The organism is Mycolicibacterium llatzerense (assembly GCF_025331195.1).
In the GTDB taxonomy this organism is placed as follows: Bacteria; Actinomycetota; Actinomycetes; order Mycobacteriales; family Mycobacteriaceae; genus Mycobacterium; species Mycobacterium llatzerense.
Genome location: NZ_LXOV01000013.1, coordinates 228371 through 245028, shown reverse-complemented (window position 1 = coordinate 245028; position 16658 = coordinate 228371). Strand labels below are relative to the sequence as shown.

Sequence of the window (16658 nt, the reverse complement as noted above, 5' to 3'; positions counted from 1 at the left end):
TCGTGCTTCGTGCACAAATCGCAGGTCAGAGGGTGCGCTGGTAGCGGCGCATGCCGGCGATCCAGCGGTCGTAGTCGGCGCTTTTGTGGCGGTACATCTCCAGCACCTCGGGATGGGGCAGTACCAGGAACGTCCCGTCCTCGATGGCACCGACCACCAGGGTGGCGACGTCATCGGGCCCGACGACGTTGCCGGCGTGGGTCACGGCGTTGCCGGCGACCCGAATAGCGGCGTCGGGGGAGTCGGTCATCCCCCGCAGCAGTGGAGTGTCCACGCCCATCGGGCAGACGCAGCTGACGCCGATGCCCTGGTCGCCGTAAGTGATGGTCAGCCACTCCGCGAAGCCGACAGCGGCGTGCTTGGTCACGCTATACCCGGCCGCGCCGAGTTGGGTGAGCAGGCCGGCGGCCGAAGCCACGGCGACGAAGTGTCCGGTGCCGCGCTCAACCCATTCGGGCACAACAGCTTTGGCGGCGCGGATGTGGCCGCGCAGGTTGATGTCGATGATGCGGTCCCACGCGGCTTCGTCGTCGCCGAGTCCCGGTTCCCCGGTGATGCCGGCGTTGGCGACGTAGATGTCCACCGGCCCGTACGCCTCGCGGGCCGCGTCGAGCAGCGCCGCGATGCCGGCCACCGACGACGCGTCGGCGCCGACGCCGACACCCCCGAAGCCGGCGGCCGTCTCGGCGGCGGCTTCGGCGTTGATGTCGCCGGCCACCACGGATGCACCCGCGGCGGCCAGCGCCGTCGCGATGGACCTGCCGATGCCCGAACCCGCCCCGGTGACCACTGCCACCGCACCTTCGATCTTCACGGGCTCATGTCTACCGCATCGCGGGCTCAGCCGAACTGAACTCCTTGAGCCAGAGGCAGATCGGACGAGTAGTTGACGGTGTTGGTGGCCCGGCGCATGTAGGCCTGCCAGGAATCCGAGCCGGATTCGCGACCGCCGCCGGTCTGCTTCTCGCCGCCGAATGCCCCGCCGATCTCCGCGCCCGACGTGCCGATGTTGACGTTGGCGATGCCGCAGTCGGACCCGTCGGCGGCCATGAACCGCTCGGCCTCCCGGATGTCGGTGGTGAAGATCGCCGACGAAAGGCCCTGTGGCACCGCGTTGTTGAGGGCGATGGCCTCCTCGAGGGTGTCGTAGGTCAGGACGTACAGGATGGGCGCGAACGTCTCCTGGTGCACGATCGCCGTCTGCCCGGGCATCCGCACCACCGCCGGTGTGACGTAGTAGGAGCTGGGGTGCAATTGAACGCGCTCGCCGCCGGTGACCTCGCCGCCCTCGGCGCGAGCTTGCTCCAGCGCGCCGACCATGTCGCGGTAGGACCGCTCATGGATCAGCGGCCCGATCAGGGTGCCGTCGGCGGAGGGGTCGCCCACCGGAAGGCTCTGGTACGCGGTGACGATGCGCTGCACCAACGTGTCGGCCACGCTGCTGTGTGCGATGACCCGGCGCAGTGTGGTGCACCGCTGGCCGGCGGTGCCGGCCGCGGCGAACACGATGCCCCGCACCGCCAGGTCCAGGTCGGCCGACGGCGTGACGATGGTCGCGTTGTTGCCGCCGAGCTCCAGCAGCACCTTCCCGAATCGCTCGGCCACGCGCGGGCCGATCTGCTGACCCATCCGCACCGACCCCGTCGCACTCAGCAGTGCGACGCGGGGATCGTCGACCAGCTGCTCGCCGATCTCGCGGCCGCCCAGCACCAACCGCGACACCGCGCCGGGCGCCCCGACATCAGCCGCGGCGCGCTCCAGCAGCGCCTGACAGGCGACGGCGGTCAGCGGGGTCAGCTCGGAGGGCTTCCACACCACGGTGTCGCCGCACACGAGCGCGATGGCGGTGTTCCAGGCCCACACCGCGACGGGGAAGTTGAACGCGGTGATGACGCCGACGACGCCAAGCGGATGCCAGTTCTCCATGAGCCGGTGCCCGGGGCGTTCGGAGGCGATCGTCTTGCCGTAGAGCTGTCGGGACAGGCCGACCGCGAACTGGCAGACATCGATCATCTCCTGCACCTCGCCGAGGGCTTCCGAGGTGATCTTGCCGGCCTCGATGGTCACCAGGGTGCCCAGATCGGCCTTGTGCTCGATGAGCAGCTCGCCTAGGCGGGCCACTAGCGCGCCGCGCACCGGTGCCGGGGTGGTGCGCCACGTGGAGAAGGCCTGTGCTGCTTCGGCGATCGCGACATCTGTCTCGTCGCGCGTGCTCTCCGCGATGGTGAACAGGACCTCACCGGTGATGGGTGTGCTGGCGTGCAAGCCCTGGGCGCCGGGTTCGCCCAGGGTGACGTGCGCTCCCACGGCCTGTAGCGCGGTTCGCACGCGGTCCCGGAGCTGGTCTGCGGTGGGCAACAGTGTCTGCACGGAAGTCATGATGCCGCTTTCTCGTAGAGGTCGTAAGGGTCATGGATGTGATGGCCGATGGCGCCGGCCATCCAGTCGAGGCTGTAATGGGCGGGGTCGGCGACCGCGTCGCTGGCCCGCGTCTCGCTGTCGAGGTTCGAGCGGAAGATGCCTGCGGCGGACGCCGGCAGGAAGTCCTCGTAGACAACGGGTTTCGCGGGATCGCCGGCGCGGTAGTAGGCCAGGCCTTGAGCCGCCATCTCGGCATCGGTGGCGGGGAAGTACCGGTCCCAATGTTCGCGGTCGGCCATGGCGGCGTCGTAGCGTTCCCGGCCCGCGCGGGTCAGCGCCACCCCACGTGCCTCGACTTCGCCGAAACGCACCCGCAGACTCCCGTCGAACACGGTGCCGTCCGGGGCGCGGAACGTGCGCGGCTCGGCCAGGGCCCGAAACGACGTCTGCCGCAACAGGACCGGCGGTCCGTCGGTGCGGGGCGGCCCCTGGATCGCATCAATCATGGTGATACCGAGGGCTGTCATCCGGCGGTACAGCTCATCGATGTCGAGCACGCGCGGCGTCAGGTGATTGATGTGGGTGGTGCTGACGCCGGCGATGTCGGCGGCGACGGCGGAGATGTCGCTGAGCTCGTCGTACCAGGCCTTGTCGATCGGTGTACGGGACAACGAGAACGCCCCGGCGCAGCGGCGGACGAACTCGCCGGCATCGGCCGTCGGGCAGCCGTCGACGGCGATGCGACGGGCCTGCGCGATCAATGCCGGGTCGAACAGCTGACGCTGCCCGACGAACCGTTGTACGCGAGTCCGCAGGTCGGAGGAGAAGAAGCGGGCGTCATCGGTGGCCAGCATCGAGGTGAAGACCCGAAACGGGTTGCGGTCCAGCTCGTCTGCCTCGATGGGACGGAACGCGGTGGAGACCACTGGCACGGGCGAGGCGGCCTCGCGCAGGTCATAGAAGCCAACCGGGTACATGCCGAAAGCCGCGAAAAGGTCTGCGACGTCAGCGAGTTCGGCCCGGCTGCCGACCCGGATCGCGCCGTGCCGTTCCGCGGTGACCCGGTCGAGGGAACCGAGCCGACCGTCGGTGGCGCAGTCCCGGTTCACGGCCGTGCTGACGTCCACGAGTGTGGTGTAGGCGGGTACCTCGGCGCCGTACATGCGCGACAGCGCGGCGGCGAACGCGGCGCGCAGCTCCCATGTCTGAACTGTCATGGCTGTGCCTGGGGGTAATCTCCGGCCATGGCCGAAGCGGAGCTGGACGACGTCGATCGAATCCTGGTGCGGGAGCTGATAGCCGACGGCCGGGCGACGTTGGCGCACCTGGCGACGGCGGCGGGCCTGTCGGTGTCGGCGGTGCAGTCACGGGTGCGCAGGCTGGAATCTCGCGGCGTGATCATCGGGTACACCGCACGGATCAACCCCGAGGCCGTCGGCCACATGCTGTCGGCGTTCGTCGCGATCACCCCACTCGATCCTTCCCAACCTGATGATGCCCCGGCGCGGCTGCAGTCCTTCACCGAAATCGAGTCCTGCCACTCGGTCGCCGGCGAAGAGAGCTACGTGCTGGTGGTGCGTGTTGCCTCGGCGCGGGCGCTGGAAGGCCTGCTGCAGCGGATCCGGACCGTCGCCAACGTACGCACTCGAAGCACCATCATCTTACAGACTTTTTACGATGATCAGGTGTCGCTACCGGAATAGTTCCTGTTTGAGGTCGAACAAACTGTAAATATTGCGTTAGGATGGCGGCATGACCGCTGTTCTGACTTCTGGTGATGGGCTGTCGGCGGACAGCGCCCGCGACGTTCGTGACGTTCTGGGGCGCAGCATCCTGACCGACGGTTTGGACCTCGTTCTCGATCTCGACCGCTCCGGTGGCTCCTATCTCGTCGACGCGCGTGACGGCAGCCGGTATCTCGATATGTTCACGTTCTTCGCGTCGTCGGCGCTGGGGATGAACCATCCGGCGTTGACCGACCCGGCCTTCCGGGCCGAGCTCGCGCAGGCGGCGGTGAACAAGCCGAGCAACTCGGATGTGTACTCGGTGCCGATGGCGCGCTTCGTGCAGACGTTCGCGCGCGTGCTGGGTGACCCGGCGCTGCCGCACCTGTTCTTCGTCGACGGTGGTGCACTGGCGGTGGAGAACGCGCTCAAGGTCGCATTCGACTGGAAGAGCCGGCTCAACGAATCCCGCGGGATCGACCCCGCGCTGGGCACCCGGGTGCTGCACTTGCGCGGCGCCTTCCACGGCCGCAGCGGGTACACCATGTCGCTGACCAACACCGACCCCAACAAGGTGGCCCGCTTCCCGAAGTTCGACTGGCCGCGTATCGACGCGCCCGTGGTGGCCCCGGGCGTGGATATCGTTGCGCTGGAACAGGAATCGCTGCGGCAGGCCCGGGCGGCTTTCGAGGCGTACCCGCACGACATCGCCTGCTTCATCGCCGAGCCGATCCAGGGTGAAGGCGGCGATCGGCACCTGCGGGCCGAGTTCTTCGCCGCAATGCGGGATTTGTGCGTCGAGTATGACGCGCTCTTGATCTTCGACGAGGTGCAGACGGGCGTCGGGATGACCGGAACCCCCTGGGCCTACCAGCAATTGGGTGTCACGCCCGACGTGGTGGCCTTCGGCAAGAAGGCCCAGGTGTGCGGGGTGATGGCGGGCGGACACGTCGACGACGTCGCCGACAACGTCTTCCGGGTCAGCTCACGGATCAACTCCACCTGGGGTGGCAACCTCACCGACATGGTGCGGGCCCGCCGCATTCTCGAGGTCATCGAGGCCGACGGGCTGATCGGGAACGCCGTGCGGATGGGGTGGTACCTGGTCGGCCAGCTGCGTTGTCTGGCAAGCGAATTTCCTGATCTGGTACTCGACCCGCGCGGCCGCGGGCTGATGTGCGCGTTCAGCATGCCGTCGGCCGCGCAGCGTGACGAGGCGATCCGGCGGCTCTGGGAGCGACATGTCATTCTGCTGGCCAGTGGTGTCGACTCGGTGCGGTTCCGCCCGGCGCTGACAGTGTCGCGGGCCGAGATCGACGAAGCTGTCCAGGCGGTGCGGGAAGTGCTACGGACGCTCTAGAACCTGCTGCCGGATCAACCCGCGGAGCCGAGTCAGCTCGGTGCCGCTGACCAGGGTGCAGTCGTGCAGTTCGGCCAATTTCCGTGCGGCTGCGGTGAAATCGTTGTTGGTGACCACCATGGTGTGCGCGCAGTCCTGCATGGGAGCGCCGGCGACCACCTCCTGGACGGCACCGGGGCCCACGGGCCGGGACAATCTCTTGCATTGAATGGCAAGGCGATTGGGGCGTGTCCCGACGATCAGATCGACGCCCCAGTCCCCGGACAGCTCGGTCATGATGACGGGCACACCGCAGGACCGGGCGATACGTGCGACGTAGTCCTCGAATTCGGTGCCGGACATGTCGTGCACGGGGTCCTCGCGGCCGCTCGGGGTGCGCATTCCGGCGACGATGTGCGGGATGGCGGCGAGCAGTAACGGGACGCCGACGGCCACGGCCAGCGCCGGCGGCCACGTCCAGCCGTGCAGATACGCCGCGCCGCCGGCGAAAAGCCCTGCCGCGCCCAAGAGTTTCATCCGCACGCCAGAATCGTAGCCCGCGGATTTCGGGCGAAATGCTCTGTGCCGGTGGGCAACCAGGTCAGCTGGACCGGCCTGGCGCGGGTGCCTGCGGCACCGTGACCGGAGCCTTGGTCGGCGGCGGGGTGTCGCCTTGATTCGGTGACACGCTGGCCGACCAGCTGCAGTGCGGATACGGCTCATGCGCCGGGTCCCAGGCATAGCCACCGCCGTTGTCGATGCAGCAGCTGGTGAAGCTCTTGACTCCCTCTTTCATGCAGGCCAGGTAACCGTTCCGATCAGCGGAGGCAACTGGTGCGCCGGCCACGGCAATACACGCGATGGCGGCTGGGATTGAAACGATGACGCGCGCTGGGGAAGTCATGGCGGACTCCTGGGGGTGGATGGCGCAGATTTGGTTGTTTGCTGTGTGGTACCTCGACAACTGCTGAGTGTAGGCGCCGTCGGTCCGGGGCGGATACCAATCAGGGCTTTACACGACATCACATGACTACTACTCTCCGTAGTAGAGGTGATCCGGATGACTGGTGATGCCAGGAATTGGCAACGTAACTTCGATTGGGCTGCAGGCTTTTTGGCGGTCGCGCTGGTGCTGCACGGCGCCGATCATCTGAGGCGGGGGATGGACGTCATCCCCCCGGCGGTGATGGTGGGCGGCACGTTGCAGCTGATCCTCGCAGCTGTGACGATCGCCTTGGTGTTCAAGCGGAACAGGTGGGCGCCGCTCGCTGCCGTCGGGATCGGCTATGCCGGCGCGGTGGGATTCACTGCGGCACATCTGCTGCCGAAATGGGGATTCTTCAGCGACAGCTTCATCAATGCGCCGCCGTGGGCGCGGGTGACGACGTTCTCGTGGGTGACCGCGATTCTGGAGATCGCCGCCAACCTGGTCTTCGGCACCATCGGGCTGATGTTGCTGCGGGAGCGCCGCGTCGCACAAACTGCAATCTGACGGTTGCAGTACGAGCAGGGTTGTGCAACTCTTGAGTTGCACACAACGCCGCTCGAAGGGGAATCATGGACACGCTGGACATCACTCGCACCATCGACATCAACGCTCCGATCCAGCGCGTCTGGGATGCGCTGACCAAAGCCGAGCTCATCGCGCAATGGTTCGGCGACGAAGCGGAACTCGAGGCGATCCCGGGTGGCACCGGGTTTTTCGGCTGGAACGCCCACGGCAAGTTCCGCGTCGTGGTCGAAAGCGCCGACGCGCCGCACACCCTGGTCTATCGGTGGGCGCACCGCGAGGCCGACGCCGATCCGACTCCCGAGAACTCCACCGTCGTTCGCTTCGAGCTGACCGAGATCGAGGGCGGCACTCGACTTGACCTGTGCGAGACGGGCTTTGAGAACCTCGCCGACCCGCAGACCGCGCAGGCCGAGAACACCGGTGGCTGGGCGGCCGAACTCGACGACCTGGTGGAATACCTGCGAGTGTCGGTGTGACCGACACCCACATGCCGGCGGTGTTGGCGGTGCTCGCCGACGAGACCCGGTGGCGGATCCTGACCGAGCTGGGGGCCGATGACCTGTCCGCGAGCGCACTGGCGGGCCGGTTGCCCGTGAGCCGGCAGGCCATTGCCAAGCATTTGACGGTGCTGGCCGACGCGGGGTTGGTCGAGCCCGTCAAAGTGGGCCGAGAGATTCGCTATCAGGCGCTGGGTGCCAAGCTCAGCGCGCTGGGCAACGAGCTGGAAACCATTGGCAGGCAATGGGATCGGCGACTGGCCGCGATCAAGCGGATTGCCGAGGGGCCGCTGGCGCCCTAGTGGCGGGCGAGCGCATACTGGGGTTGGCGGTGATATCGATGCTCAGTCCGACAACTGACCAGTTCCGCGACGACGATCCCAGCGTGCACGAGGCCGCGCGATTCGGTCTGGTGATGGGGAGCCTCGGGGTCGGGTTCATGGTGCTGGCCGCCGTCTGGGTCCGGCACTGCCACGGTATTGATACGACGGAGTGCGCCTGGGTGTATTCAAAGCCCTACCGAACGGTGCTGGCACTGGCCGGTCCGCTGTTCCTGTTCGGCAGCGGCGTGTGGGCCTTCGTCCGGACCTATCGGGCCTGGCGCGACAATCAGGTCTGGTGGGCCTGGCAGGGCGCCGGATGGTTCCTGTTGCTGCTGATGTCCATCGTGTTGACGATGAGCCTGCCGGTGCTGCTGTTCGCCTGAGATTGTTCGGCGCGACTTCCTAGCCGAGCATCGCGGCGGCGAAGCGGCGCACGGACTCGACTCCCGTTGCGGCGGCTTCGTCGAACCCGGCGCGGGTCCGCGCGGAAATCTCCCGCGTGGCGGGGTCCAGGGTGATCTCGGCGAGCAACTCGCCGGTCGTCGGCTCGCACACCGCCCACGAGTACAACGTGTCGGATTCCCATTGCGCCGTGCGGGTTTCCACGTGATCGGGGGAGTGCTCGCCCAAATCCGCCAGGGACGGCCGGTCGTCCATCCGCTCATCGGCGCGCAGGGCGCGCAGATACCAGGCGCCGGAGTTGATCTCGATGGGTTCCATAAGAAAAAAGTCCGCCGAGTGGCCAGCTATGGCACGGATTTCAGGGAAAAGCGTGCGATAACTGGCCGCTCGGCGGATAGAAAGAACTAGTCCTTCAGCTCGGCGATGACGGTGCCCTGCGTGATGGCGGCGCCGGCCTCGACCGACAGGCCGGTCACGGTGCCGTCCTTGTGGGCCGTCACCGGGTTCTCCATCTTCATGGCCTCCAGCACCACGATCAGGTCACCCGCGGAGACCTGCTGGCCCTCCTCGACGGCGACCTTCACGACGGTGCCCTGCATCGGCGCGGTGACGGAGTCACCCGAGGCGGCCTTGCCGCCCGCAGCGCCACGCTTGCGCGGCTTCGGCTTCTTCTTGATCGCGCCGGTGGCTGCGCCACCGGCGCCACCACCGATGGCCAGGTCACCGGGCAGCGACACCTCGACGCGACGGCCACCGACCTCGACGACGACCTTCTGACGCGGGGTGGCGTCCTCGTCGTCCAGCGGCTCGCCACCGGTGAACGGCTCGACCGTGTTGTCCCACTCGGTCTCGATCCAGCGGGTGTGCACGTCGAACTTCTCGCCGTCACCGATGAAGGCCGGGTCGGAGACCACGGCGCGGTGGAACGGGATGACCGTGGCCAGACCCTCGACGTTGAACTCCGCCAGCGCACGACGCGAGCGGGCCAGGGCCTCGTCGCGGGTGGCGCCGGTGACGATCAGCTTGGCCAGCATCGAGTCGAACTGGCCGCCGATGACCGAACCGGTCTCGACACCCGAGTCCATGCGGACGCCGGGGCCGGTCGGGGCCTCGAACTTCGAGACGGGGCCGGGGGCCGGCAGGAAGCCGCGACCGGCGTCCTCGCCGTTGATCCGGAACTCGAACGAGTGGCCGCGCGGGGTCGGGTCCTCGGTGATGTCCAGGGCCTCGCCGTTGGCGATCTTGAACTGCTGCAGCACGAGGTCGACGCCCGCGGTCTCCTCGGTGACCGGGTGTTCCACCTGCAGACGGGTGTTGACCTCGAGGAAGCTGATCAGGCCGTCCTGGCCGACCAGGTACTCAACGGTGCCCGCGCCGTAGTAGCCGGCTTCCTTGCAGATGCGCTTGGCGGACTCGTGGATTTCCTTGCGCTGGGCGTCGGTCAGGAACGGCGCGGGGGCCTCCTCGACCAGCTTCTGGAAGCGGCGCTGCAGCGAGCAGTCGCGGGTACCGGCGACGACGACGTTGCCGTGCGTATCGGCGATGACCTGAGCCTCGACGTGGCGCGGCTTGTCCAGGTAACGCTCGACGAAGCACTCTCCACGGCCGAAGGCGGCGACGGCCTCACGGGTGGCCGAGTCGAACAGCTCGGGGATTTCTTCGATGGTGCGGGCGACCTTCATACCGCGGCCACCACCACCGAAGGCGGCCTTGATGGCGATCGGCAGGCCGAACTCCTTGGCGAAGGCCAGGATCTCGTCGGCGTCCTTGACCGGATCCGAGGTACCGGGGACCAGCGGAGCGTTGGCCTTGGCAGCGATGTGGCGCGCGGTGACCTTGTCACCGAGGTCGCGGATCGACTGCGGGCTGGGCCCGATCCAGATCAGGCCGGCGTCGAGGACGGCCTGGGCGAAGTCGGCGTTCTCGGAAAGGAAGCCGTAACCCGGGTGGATCGCGTTGGCGCCCGACTTGGCAGCGGCATCCAGAATCTTGTCGAAGACCAGGTACGACTCGGCCGAGGTCTGGCCGCCCAGCGCGAAGGCCTCGTCGGCGAGCCGCACGTGCGGCGCATCGGCATCCGGCTCCGCGTAAACGGCGACGCTGGCCAGTCCGGCGTCCTTGGCAGCCCGGATGACCCGGACGGCAATCTCTCCACGGTTGGCGACTAGCACCTTGGAGATCTTGGAACTGGCGTGGTTGGCCACAGTGCCTCCTGACGGCGGTTCTCTAAGAAATGTCTTTAAGAATGTATCGGGTGCAGTGTAAGGCCAATGCAGGTGGATCCCCGATTCGGGTAGCGGGTCGTTAGGAGATTTTCTTAGAAATCGCCGAATCGACCGGTTTCACCGGCACTTTCTGCCGCGTCCGACGGCTTGAGCAATACTGATGCGGCACCGGTCCCGCCAGGGAGCCGCGAGTAAGGGGACACCGTTGTTCGTCGAGCCGCAGGCATCAGACCCGGAATTGATCGCACGTAAAAGGGCGGTCAACCCGAACGTCCGCATCCCACCGAAGATGCAGTGGGTGACCGACGAGGACGGCAACATCCTCAAGCACGAGTTGCCAGGGGAGACCCTGTGGCACCGCATCCGGGACACCTATGCCGCCCTGTTCTACAGCTCGGTCGTCACCCACATCCCGTTCCATTTCATCCGGCTGGGCTATCTCCGGCTGTTCGGGGCCAAGATCGGCAAGGACACCGCGATCAACCGCGGCACCAGCGTCTGGTCCATTCCCTACCTGGTGATCGGTGACCGGGTCTCGATCGGCTTCCGCTGCCTGCTGGACGCGCGCGCGGGCATCGCGATCGGCAACGACGTCGTCATCGCCAGCGACACGCACATCATCGCCGGCGGGCACGACATCAATCACCCGAACTTCGTGCCGGCACCCAACCCGCCGGACCCCATCGTGATCGACGACCACGTGTGGATCGCGACTCGCGCCATGATCCTGCCGTGCCTGCTCGGCCGCGGCGCCGTCGTCGCCGCACACACCGTGGTGAACAAGGAGGTGCCGCCGTTCGGCATCGTCGGCGGCGTGCCCGGCAAGATCATCGGGCAGCGCAACCCGGACGCGCTGCACTACAGCGGCAAGTTCAAGCTGCCGTTCTTCTGAGCCGTACCCGGATCAGGCGTCGCGCAGGCGGCGCTTGATCCGCGTCAGCATCGCTGACATACCCCGCAGGCGCAGCGGGCTGATCAGCTTGGCCAGCCCCAGATCGGCGTAGAAATCGTCGGGCACCGCCAAGATGTCGGACGCCGGCAGGCCGTCCAGGCCGGCCGCGAGGATGGCCGCGAAACCCCGCGTCGTCGGTGCTTCGGCCGGCGCGCTGAAATACAGCCGCACGTGCTCGGGGTCCTGCGCATCGACATGCAGGAACAACGGCGACTGGCACTCCGGCACCGGCTCCATCGAGGCTTCTTCGAGCGACGACGGCAGCGGCGGGAGTTCGTTGGCGAACTCCAGCAGCAGCGCCAGCTTGTCCTGTCCCTGGACGTCGGCGAAATCCGACACCACCTCGGCCAGGGCCGCGGGTACGGTCATGCGGGGCCCGGCGCCGGCCCCGGTTCCTCACCAACAGCCACCGGCACCCGCACCGCGTTGCCCCATTCGGTCCACGAACCGTCGTAGTTGCGGACGGCAGGCAGGCCGATCAGATGCGTCAGCACGAACCAGGTGTGGCTGGAGCGCTCGCCGATGCGGCAGTAGGCGACGGCCTTGTCGTCGGGGGAGATGAAGCCGTACAGGTCGTCGAGTTCGGCGCGGCTGCGGAAGCGGCCACTGTCGTCGACGGCCTTTGCCCACGGGATGGACCGCGCGGTGGGGATGTGGCCGCCGCGCAGCGCACCCTCCTCCGGGTAGTCGGGCATGTGGGTGCGCTCGCCGGTGTACTCCTGCGGCGAGCGCACGTCGATCAGCGGCTCTTTGCCGAGGATGGCGAGGACATCATTCTTGAAAGCGCGGATCGGAGCGTCGTTGCGCTCGACCACCGGGTAACCCGTGGTCTGCTTGCTCGGGACGTCCAAGGTGGTGTCCCGGCCGTTGGTGATCCACAGATCGCGGCCACCGTCGAGCAGGCGGACATCGGGGTGCCCGAAGAGGGTGAACACCCACAGCGCGTAGGCCGCCCACCAGTTGCTCTTGTCGCCGTAGATCACCACGGTGTCGTCCCGGCTGATGCCCTTGCGATCCATCAGCGCGGCGAACTGCGCGCCGTCGATGTAATCGCGGACATGCGGGTCATTGAGGTCGGTATGCCAGTCGATCTTCACCGCACCGGGGATGTGGCCGGTGTCGTAAAGCAGGACATCTTCGTCGGATTCGACGATGACCAAACCGGCGCGTCCGATGTTGCCTGACAGCCAGTCGGCGGTCACCAGGCGATCGGGATGCGCATAGGTGGAGAAAGCGGGATGCGGGTCTGCGGGCAGCGGCACACTGTGAGCGTACCTAGGCCCGAAATGCGCCGCAGACCCGTAAGGTCGAAACTTGTTTGCGCGAGAGCCGCTGCGGTATGAAAACAGCCGTCTCCCACAGGGCTGACTGGAGGGATTGAGGATTTGCCAGAGAAATACGACGTCGGAATCATCGGCCTGGGATATGTGGGGCTGACGCTGGCCACCGTGCTCGCGGAAGCCGGAAACTCCGTAATCGGAATCGAGACCCGTCAAGAATTGGTCGAAATGACCAATCAGGGTTTGCCGCATTTCACCGAGACCGGCTTGCCCGACGCCCTCGAGGGCGTCACCCGATTCGGGAAACTGAAGGCCGTCACCGCATTTGACGACAGCTTCTCGTGCGACACGTACATCATCACCGTCGGCACCCCGTTGTCGGCGGACGGCGTGGCCCGCGTCGACATGATCGAGGCGGCGGCCCGCGACATCGCCGGCAACATGCAGGACGGCGCGCTCGTCATCCTGCGGTCGACGGTCAAGGTCGGCACCACCCGCGACGTGGTGGCGCCGCAGCTGGCCGCCAGCGGCAAGAGCTTCGACATCGCGATGTGCCCCGAGCGCACCCTGGAGGGCAAGGCGCTGCAGGAATTGCGTGAGCTGCCGCAGATCGTCGGCGCCGACGACCCGGCGGTCGCCGACCGTGCCGCCGCGGTGTTCCGCAAGCTCACCAGCTCGATCGTGTTGGTCTCCGATATCGAGACCGCCGAGATCATCAAGCTGGTGAGCAACACCTTCCGTGATGTGCAGTTCGCGTTCGCCAACGAAGTCGCCCGGATCTGCGATGCGTTCGGCGTGAGCGCCTACGAGGTGATCTCGGCGGGCAAGCTCGGATACAACCGCACCAACATCCCGTTGCCGGGTCTGGTCGGCGGGCCGTGCCTGGAGAAGGACCCGCACATCCTGATGGAGAGCGTGCGCGAACGTGGCGTCACGCTGGACATCACCGCCGCCGGCCGCCTGGTCAACGAGCGCCAGCCCGCCGAGACCGTGCGCTTCATCAGCAGCGAGATCGCGCGCCGGAAGCTGGGTGCCGAAGGGCCGCTGAAGATCAACCTGCTGGGCATGGCGTTCAAGGGCCAGCCCGAGACCAGCGATCTGCGCGGGTCGATGTCCATCAAGGTGCTTGGCGAATTGAAGGCTGCGCACCCGGATGCCGAGATCGGGGTCTACGACCCTGTCACGCCGAATGACGTGCTGGCCGAAGCATTCCCGGGGCACACGATCTACAAACGGTTCGGTGACGCGGTGAGTGGCGCGGACGTCGTCGTCCTCGGTAACAACCACCCGTCGCTGGGCACCATCTCGCCGCGCACCATCAGCGAGTTCATTAGCCCCGACGGTTTCGTCTTCGACTACTGGAACCACTACAGCCACCTGCCGTCCACCGAACTGGGCGACAGCTACTTCGCCGTGGGCCGCAGCGGAAAGGTCGTCGAGCGTGTCTAAGCGGGTCGTGGTCACCGGCGGTGGCGGATTCATCGGTGCCTACCTGGTCAAGCGACTGGTCCGGGACGGTTGGCAGGTCGCGGTGGTGGACTCCATGGTCCGCGGCGATGCGAGCCGCTTCGCCGAAGTCGCCTCGGACGTCGAGCTTTTCACGTGCGACGTCCGCGACCAGGACGCCCTGGAGAAGGCGTTCGCCGGCGCCGAGGTCGTCATGCACCTGGCCGCCATCAACGGCACCGAGAACTTCTACAAGCAACCGGAACTGGTGCTCGACGTCGGCCTGCGCGGCGCGCTCGCGGTGACCAACGCCGGCCGCGCCGCGGGGGTGCCGGACCTCATCGTCGCCTCGACCGCCGAGGTGTACCAGACACCCGCGATCATCCCGACGCCCGAGACCATCCCGCTGATGCTGCCCGACAGCCTCAATCCCCGGTACTCCTACGGCGGCGGCAAGATCGTCAGCGAGCTGATCGCCTTCAACTACGGGCAGGACCACTACCGGCAGGTGCAGGTCTTCCGGCCGCACAACGTGTTCGGTCCCAACATGGGGTGGAAGCACGTCGAGCCGCAGTTCATCCTGCGGGCGCTGGGCTGCCAGGAAGCCGGCGACCCGGTGTTCCCGATCCAGGGTGACGGCAGCGAGACACGCTCGTTCTGCTACGTCGACGACATCGTCCAGGGCATCTTGACGATGTACGAAAACGGCGGGCACCGCGAGGTTTACCACATCGGCAGCGACGAGGAACTCAGCGTCCGGGAGCTGGCGACCCGGATCGGCCGGGCCGTCGGGGTCGAGCTCGAGATCAAGCCCGGCGAATTGCAGGCCGGTGGCACGCCGCGCCGGTGCCCGGACATCTCGAAGATGCGGGCGCTGGGCTGGTCGCCGCAGGTGGCCCTGGACGACGGACTGGCCCGCACGGTGGCGTGGTACCGCGAGCACCGAAATGACGTGCCCGCAAATGACTTGATGTAGCCCAGGCAGAATGGCGGCATGAGGGCGCGCATCTTGGCACTGGTCGTCATCGCTGGGCTGCTCCTCACCGGGCTCGCGGCGCTGGTCTACAGCCTGACCCGCCCGGACCAGGAAGCCACCCAGGCCAAGCCGTCGGCGCAGTTGCCGATGGTGGACAAGGCATCACTGGAGCGGGCGATCCACGACGCCTTCACCAGCCAGCCGCCCCAGGCGGTGATCTGCGAGCGCGGCCTCATCGCCCGTGTCGGGCAGAGCACGCGCTGCGATGTCACGATGTCGCCGGCCTACGGTATTCAGCCGACCATCACCGTGTCGGGGGTCGACGGCGGCAAGGTCAGTTATTCGATGACCCCGGCCGTCTCCAAGCCCCAGTTGGAGGCGGCTGTGGCCGACATGGTGACCCGGGCGCGCAAGTCCGCACCCGATGCCGTGGTGTGCCTGTCGGGGCTCGAGGGCAAGCAGGGTGCGGTGGCCTTGTGCGACATCACCGCTGCTGGTTTCACCAGCCGGCGTACCGCCATCGTGAGCGAAGTAGCCGGGCTTGCAATGAATTACGGCCTGACGCCGGTACTGGAGAAGTCCGTTGCGGAGAGTTCCCTCGCGGCGCAACTGGGCCAGAGCGCGGGCACCGTCAAGTGCGCCGGAGATGTGGACAGCAAGGTCGGGGCGACCCAGCAGTGCACCGCACTCGTCGGCGGGCAGAGCCGCGACTACACCCTGAAGGTCACCGACGTCGCCGACGGCAAGGTGTCGTTCAGCTACAAGCCGGTGAATTAGGCTCGCGCGGGTGGGGTTGGCTCTACTCATCCTGCTGATCGGTATTCCGATCGGCACGCTCATGCTGGTCAAACCGCGGCAGATGTGGTGGGCCACAAAGTCATGGAAGTACAAGAACCCCGATGCCAATGAGCCCAGCGACACCGCATATGGAATGTCTGCGATCGGTGGCTTCGTGATCGTCGCCGCATCAATCGGTCTGGCGGCAACGGTGTGGTCAACGGCAAGGGATCAAAAGAAGCTCGAAGACGAGCAATATCAGAAGGCTCAATGGGAACAGGAGGTGCAGGCCTATCAGCCACCGCCGCCGGTCGACCGGGGGCGGCTGCCGATCATCGGCTATCGGGGCGATGGGTCATCGTCGTACGAGGTGTACTTCTTGCAACCTAAGGGTGCGAATCCAGCCGATCTGCGCGACTTCGCCGGCCCGTTGCGACGTGGTCGGTACCAATGCCTCACCGCGGTCAACGGCCCTCGGCCCACCGACGGTGGGCCGATATCGGTGCGCGCCGAGTTGAGTTGGGCCCCCGATATCCCGCAGCAGGACACCAGCGCCTCCGACGCCTGCACGGTCGACAATCTGGCAGCCAACGCGGTGATCGGTTCTGGACGCGTTTACGGCCGTTCGGCTGCCGGACTCGTGACCGACGCACCGATCGTCGACGTGAACGGGACCGTTCTCACCCCAGCTGGACCGGCCAACCCCGTGCCCAAACTGGACGCCGTGCCACACCGGTGAATCGGCTGTCAGCCAGCAGGATTCACTGATCCGCCGTTTCCTGGCGCCCCGCCACGGGTATCCCAGACCCATCCGACGGGCGGGTGGCGCCGAATCCCACTCGA

20 protein-coding genes are annotated in these 16658 nt (G+C 66.9%); 11 read left to right on the top strand and 9 right to left on the bottom strand.

Annotated features, from left to right (window positions below):
- Positions 1-25: 25 nt before the first annotated feature.
- Genes A7G45_RS21115 through hglS form a run of 3 tightly spaced genes read right to left on the bottom strand, consistent with a single transcriptional unit; the run spans position 26 to position 3578 of the window.
- Complete coding sequence (locus tag A7G45_RS21115; protein ID WP_260940099.1) at positions 26-814, bottom strand: SDR family oxidoreductase; 789 nt, start codon at positions 812-814, stop codon at positions 26-28.
- Between the two features lie 26 nt (positions 815-840).
- Positions 841-2379, bottom strand: coding sequence for an L-piperidine-6-carboxylate dehydrogenase (amaB, locus tag A7G45_RS21110; protein ID WP_260940098.1), 1539 nt, complete (start codon positions 2377-2379; stop codon positions 841-843).
- The gene (gene hglS / locus A7G45_RS21105) at positions 2376-3578 is read right to left on the bottom strand and encodes a 2-oxoadipate dioxygenase/decarboxylase (protein ID WP_260940097.1); all 1203 of its coding nucleotides are present in this window, start codon (positions 3576-3578) and stop codon (positions 2376-2378) included. The genes amaB and hglS overlap by 4 nt, the downstream gene beginning before the upstream one ends.
- A gap of 27 nt (positions 3579-3605) precedes the next feature.
- On the opposite strand from hglS, the gene A7G45_RS21100 reads away from it, so the two are divergent.
- Positions 3606-4064, top strand: a complete 459-nt coding sequence (locus A7G45_RS21100; RefSeq protein ID WP_043392230.1) for an Lrp/AsnC family transcriptional regulator — start codon at positions 3606-3608, stop codon at positions 4062-4064.
- Positions 4065-4113: 49 nt separating this feature from the next.
- On the top strand, positions 4114-5445 hold the full coding sequence (lat, locus tag A7G45_RS21095; RefSeq protein ID WP_260940096.1) for an L-lysine 6-transaminase: 1332 nt from the start codon (positions 4114-4116) through the stop codon (positions 5443-5445).
- Here the strand turns inward: lat and A7G45_RS21090 are convergent.
- Entirely contained in the window at positions 5431-5961 is a 531-nt protein-coding gene (locus tag A7G45_RS21090; protein WP_260940115.1) for a restriction endonuclease, read from the bottom strand. The two genes, lat and A7G45_RS21090, sit on opposite strands and share 15 nt — an antisense overlap.
- A gap of 64 nt (positions 5962-6025) precedes the next feature.
- Positions 6026-6328: a hypothetical protein gene (locus tag A7G45_RS21085; protein ID WP_260940095.1), complete on the bottom strand. Its 303-nt coding sequence runs from the start codon at positions 6326-6328 to the stop codon at positions 6026-6028.
- Between the two features lie 156 nt (positions 6329-6484).
- Here A7G45_RS21085 and A7G45_RS21080 point away from each other — a divergent pair, with 156 nt between their 5' ends.
- The 4 genes from A7G45_RS21080 (at position 6485) to A7G45_RS21065 (ending at position 8140) form a co-directional block, all read left to right on the top strand.
- Complete coding sequence (locus A7G45_RS21080) at positions 6485-6916, top strand: hypothetical protein (protein ID WP_260940094.1); 432 nt, start codon at positions 6485-6487, stop codon at positions 6914-6916.
- 65 nt (positions 6917-6981) lie between these two features.
- The gene (locus A7G45_RS21075) at positions 6982-7413 is read left to right on the top strand and encodes an SRPBCC family protein (RefSeq protein WP_260940093.1); all 432 of its coding nucleotides are present in this window, start codon (positions 6982-6984) and stop codon (positions 7411-7413) included.
- Positions 7414-7424: 11 nt separating this feature from the next.
- A complete protein-coding gene (locus A7G45_RS21070; RefSeq protein WP_260940114.1) occupies positions 7425-7736 on the top strand; it encodes an ArsR/SmtB family transcription factor in 312 nt (103 codons plus the stop codon).
- A gap of 38 nt (positions 7737-7774) precedes the next feature.
- Complete coding sequence (locus A7G45_RS21065; RefSeq protein WP_071285962.1) at positions 7775-8140, top strand: hypothetical protein; 366 nt, start codon at positions 7775-7777, stop codon at positions 8138-8140.
- Positions 8141-8159: 19 nt separating this feature from the next.
- Here the strand turns inward: A7G45_RS21065 and A7G45_RS21060 are convergent, their stop codons facing one another.
- Positions 8160-8477: a hypothetical protein gene (locus A7G45_RS21060; protein WP_260940092.1), complete on the bottom strand. Its 318-nt coding sequence runs from the start codon at positions 8475-8477 to the stop codon at positions 8160-8162.
- An 86-nt stretch (positions 8478-8563) separates the two neighbouring features.
- Entirely contained in the window at positions 8564-10363 is a 1800-nt protein-coding gene (locus A7G45_RS21055; RefSeq protein ID WP_260940091.1) for an acetyl/propionyl/methylcrotonyl-CoA carboxylase subunit alpha, read from the bottom strand.
- Between the two features lie 181 nt (positions 10364-10544).
- Between A7G45_RS21055 and A7G45_RS21050 the strand changes: the two genes are divergently transcribed.
- On the top strand, positions 10545-11276 hold the full coding sequence (locus A7G45_RS21050; RefSeq protein WP_260940090.1) for an acyltransferase: 732 nt from the start codon (positions 10545-10547) through the stop codon (positions 11274-11276).
- A gap of 12 nt (positions 11277-11288) precedes the next feature.
- Here A7G45_RS21050 and A7G45_RS21045 read toward each other — a convergent pair whose 3' ends face one another.
- Together A7G45_RS21045 and A7G45_RS21040 are read right to left on the bottom strand one after the other, a co-directional pair.
- Positions 11289-11705 carry a SufE family protein gene (locus A7G45_RS21045; protein WP_043392251.1) on the bottom strand — a complete coding sequence of 139 codons (417 nt, stop codon included), beginning with the start codon at positions 11703-11705 and terminating at the stop codon, positions 11289-11291.
- The gene (locus A7G45_RS21040) at positions 11702-12598 is read right to left on the bottom strand and encodes a sulfurtransferase (protein WP_260940089.1); all 897 of its coding nucleotides are present in this window, start codon (positions 12596-12598) and stop codon (positions 11702-11704) included. Before A7G45_RS21040 ends, A7G45_RS21045 begins: the two co-directional genes overlap by 4 nt.
- 123 nt (positions 12599-12721) lie before the next feature.
- Here A7G45_RS21040 and A7G45_RS21035 point away from each other — a divergent pair, with 123 nt between their 5' ends.
- The 4 genes from A7G45_RS21035 to A7G45_RS21020 are packed head-to-tail and all read left to right on the top strand — an operon-like array spanning position 12722 to position 16554.
- Positions 12722-14065, top strand: a complete 1344-nt coding sequence (locus A7G45_RS21035) for a nucleotide sugar dehydrogenase (protein ID WP_043392256.1) — start codon at positions 12722-12724, stop codon at positions 14063-14065.
- Positions 14058-15038, top strand: a complete 981-nt coding sequence (locus tag A7G45_RS21030) for an NAD-dependent epimerase/dehydratase family protein (RefSeq protein WP_260940088.1) — start codon at positions 14058-14060, stop codon at positions 15036-15038. Before A7G45_RS21035 ends, A7G45_RS21030 begins: the two co-directional genes overlap by 8 nt.
- A gap of 18 nt (positions 15039-15056) precedes the next feature.
- Positions 15057-15815: a DUF4333 domain-containing protein gene (locus A7G45_RS21025; RefSeq protein WP_260940087.1), complete on the top strand. Its 759-nt coding sequence runs from the start codon at positions 15057-15059 to the stop codon at positions 15813-15815.
- Positions 15816-15825: 10 nt separating this feature from the next.
- On the top strand, positions 15826-16554 hold the full coding sequence (locus A7G45_RS21020) for a DUF6199 family natural product biosynthesis protein (RefSeq protein WP_260940086.1): 729 nt from the start codon (positions 15826-15828) through the stop codon (positions 16552-16554).
- Positions 16555-16658: the final 104 nt, after the last annotated feature.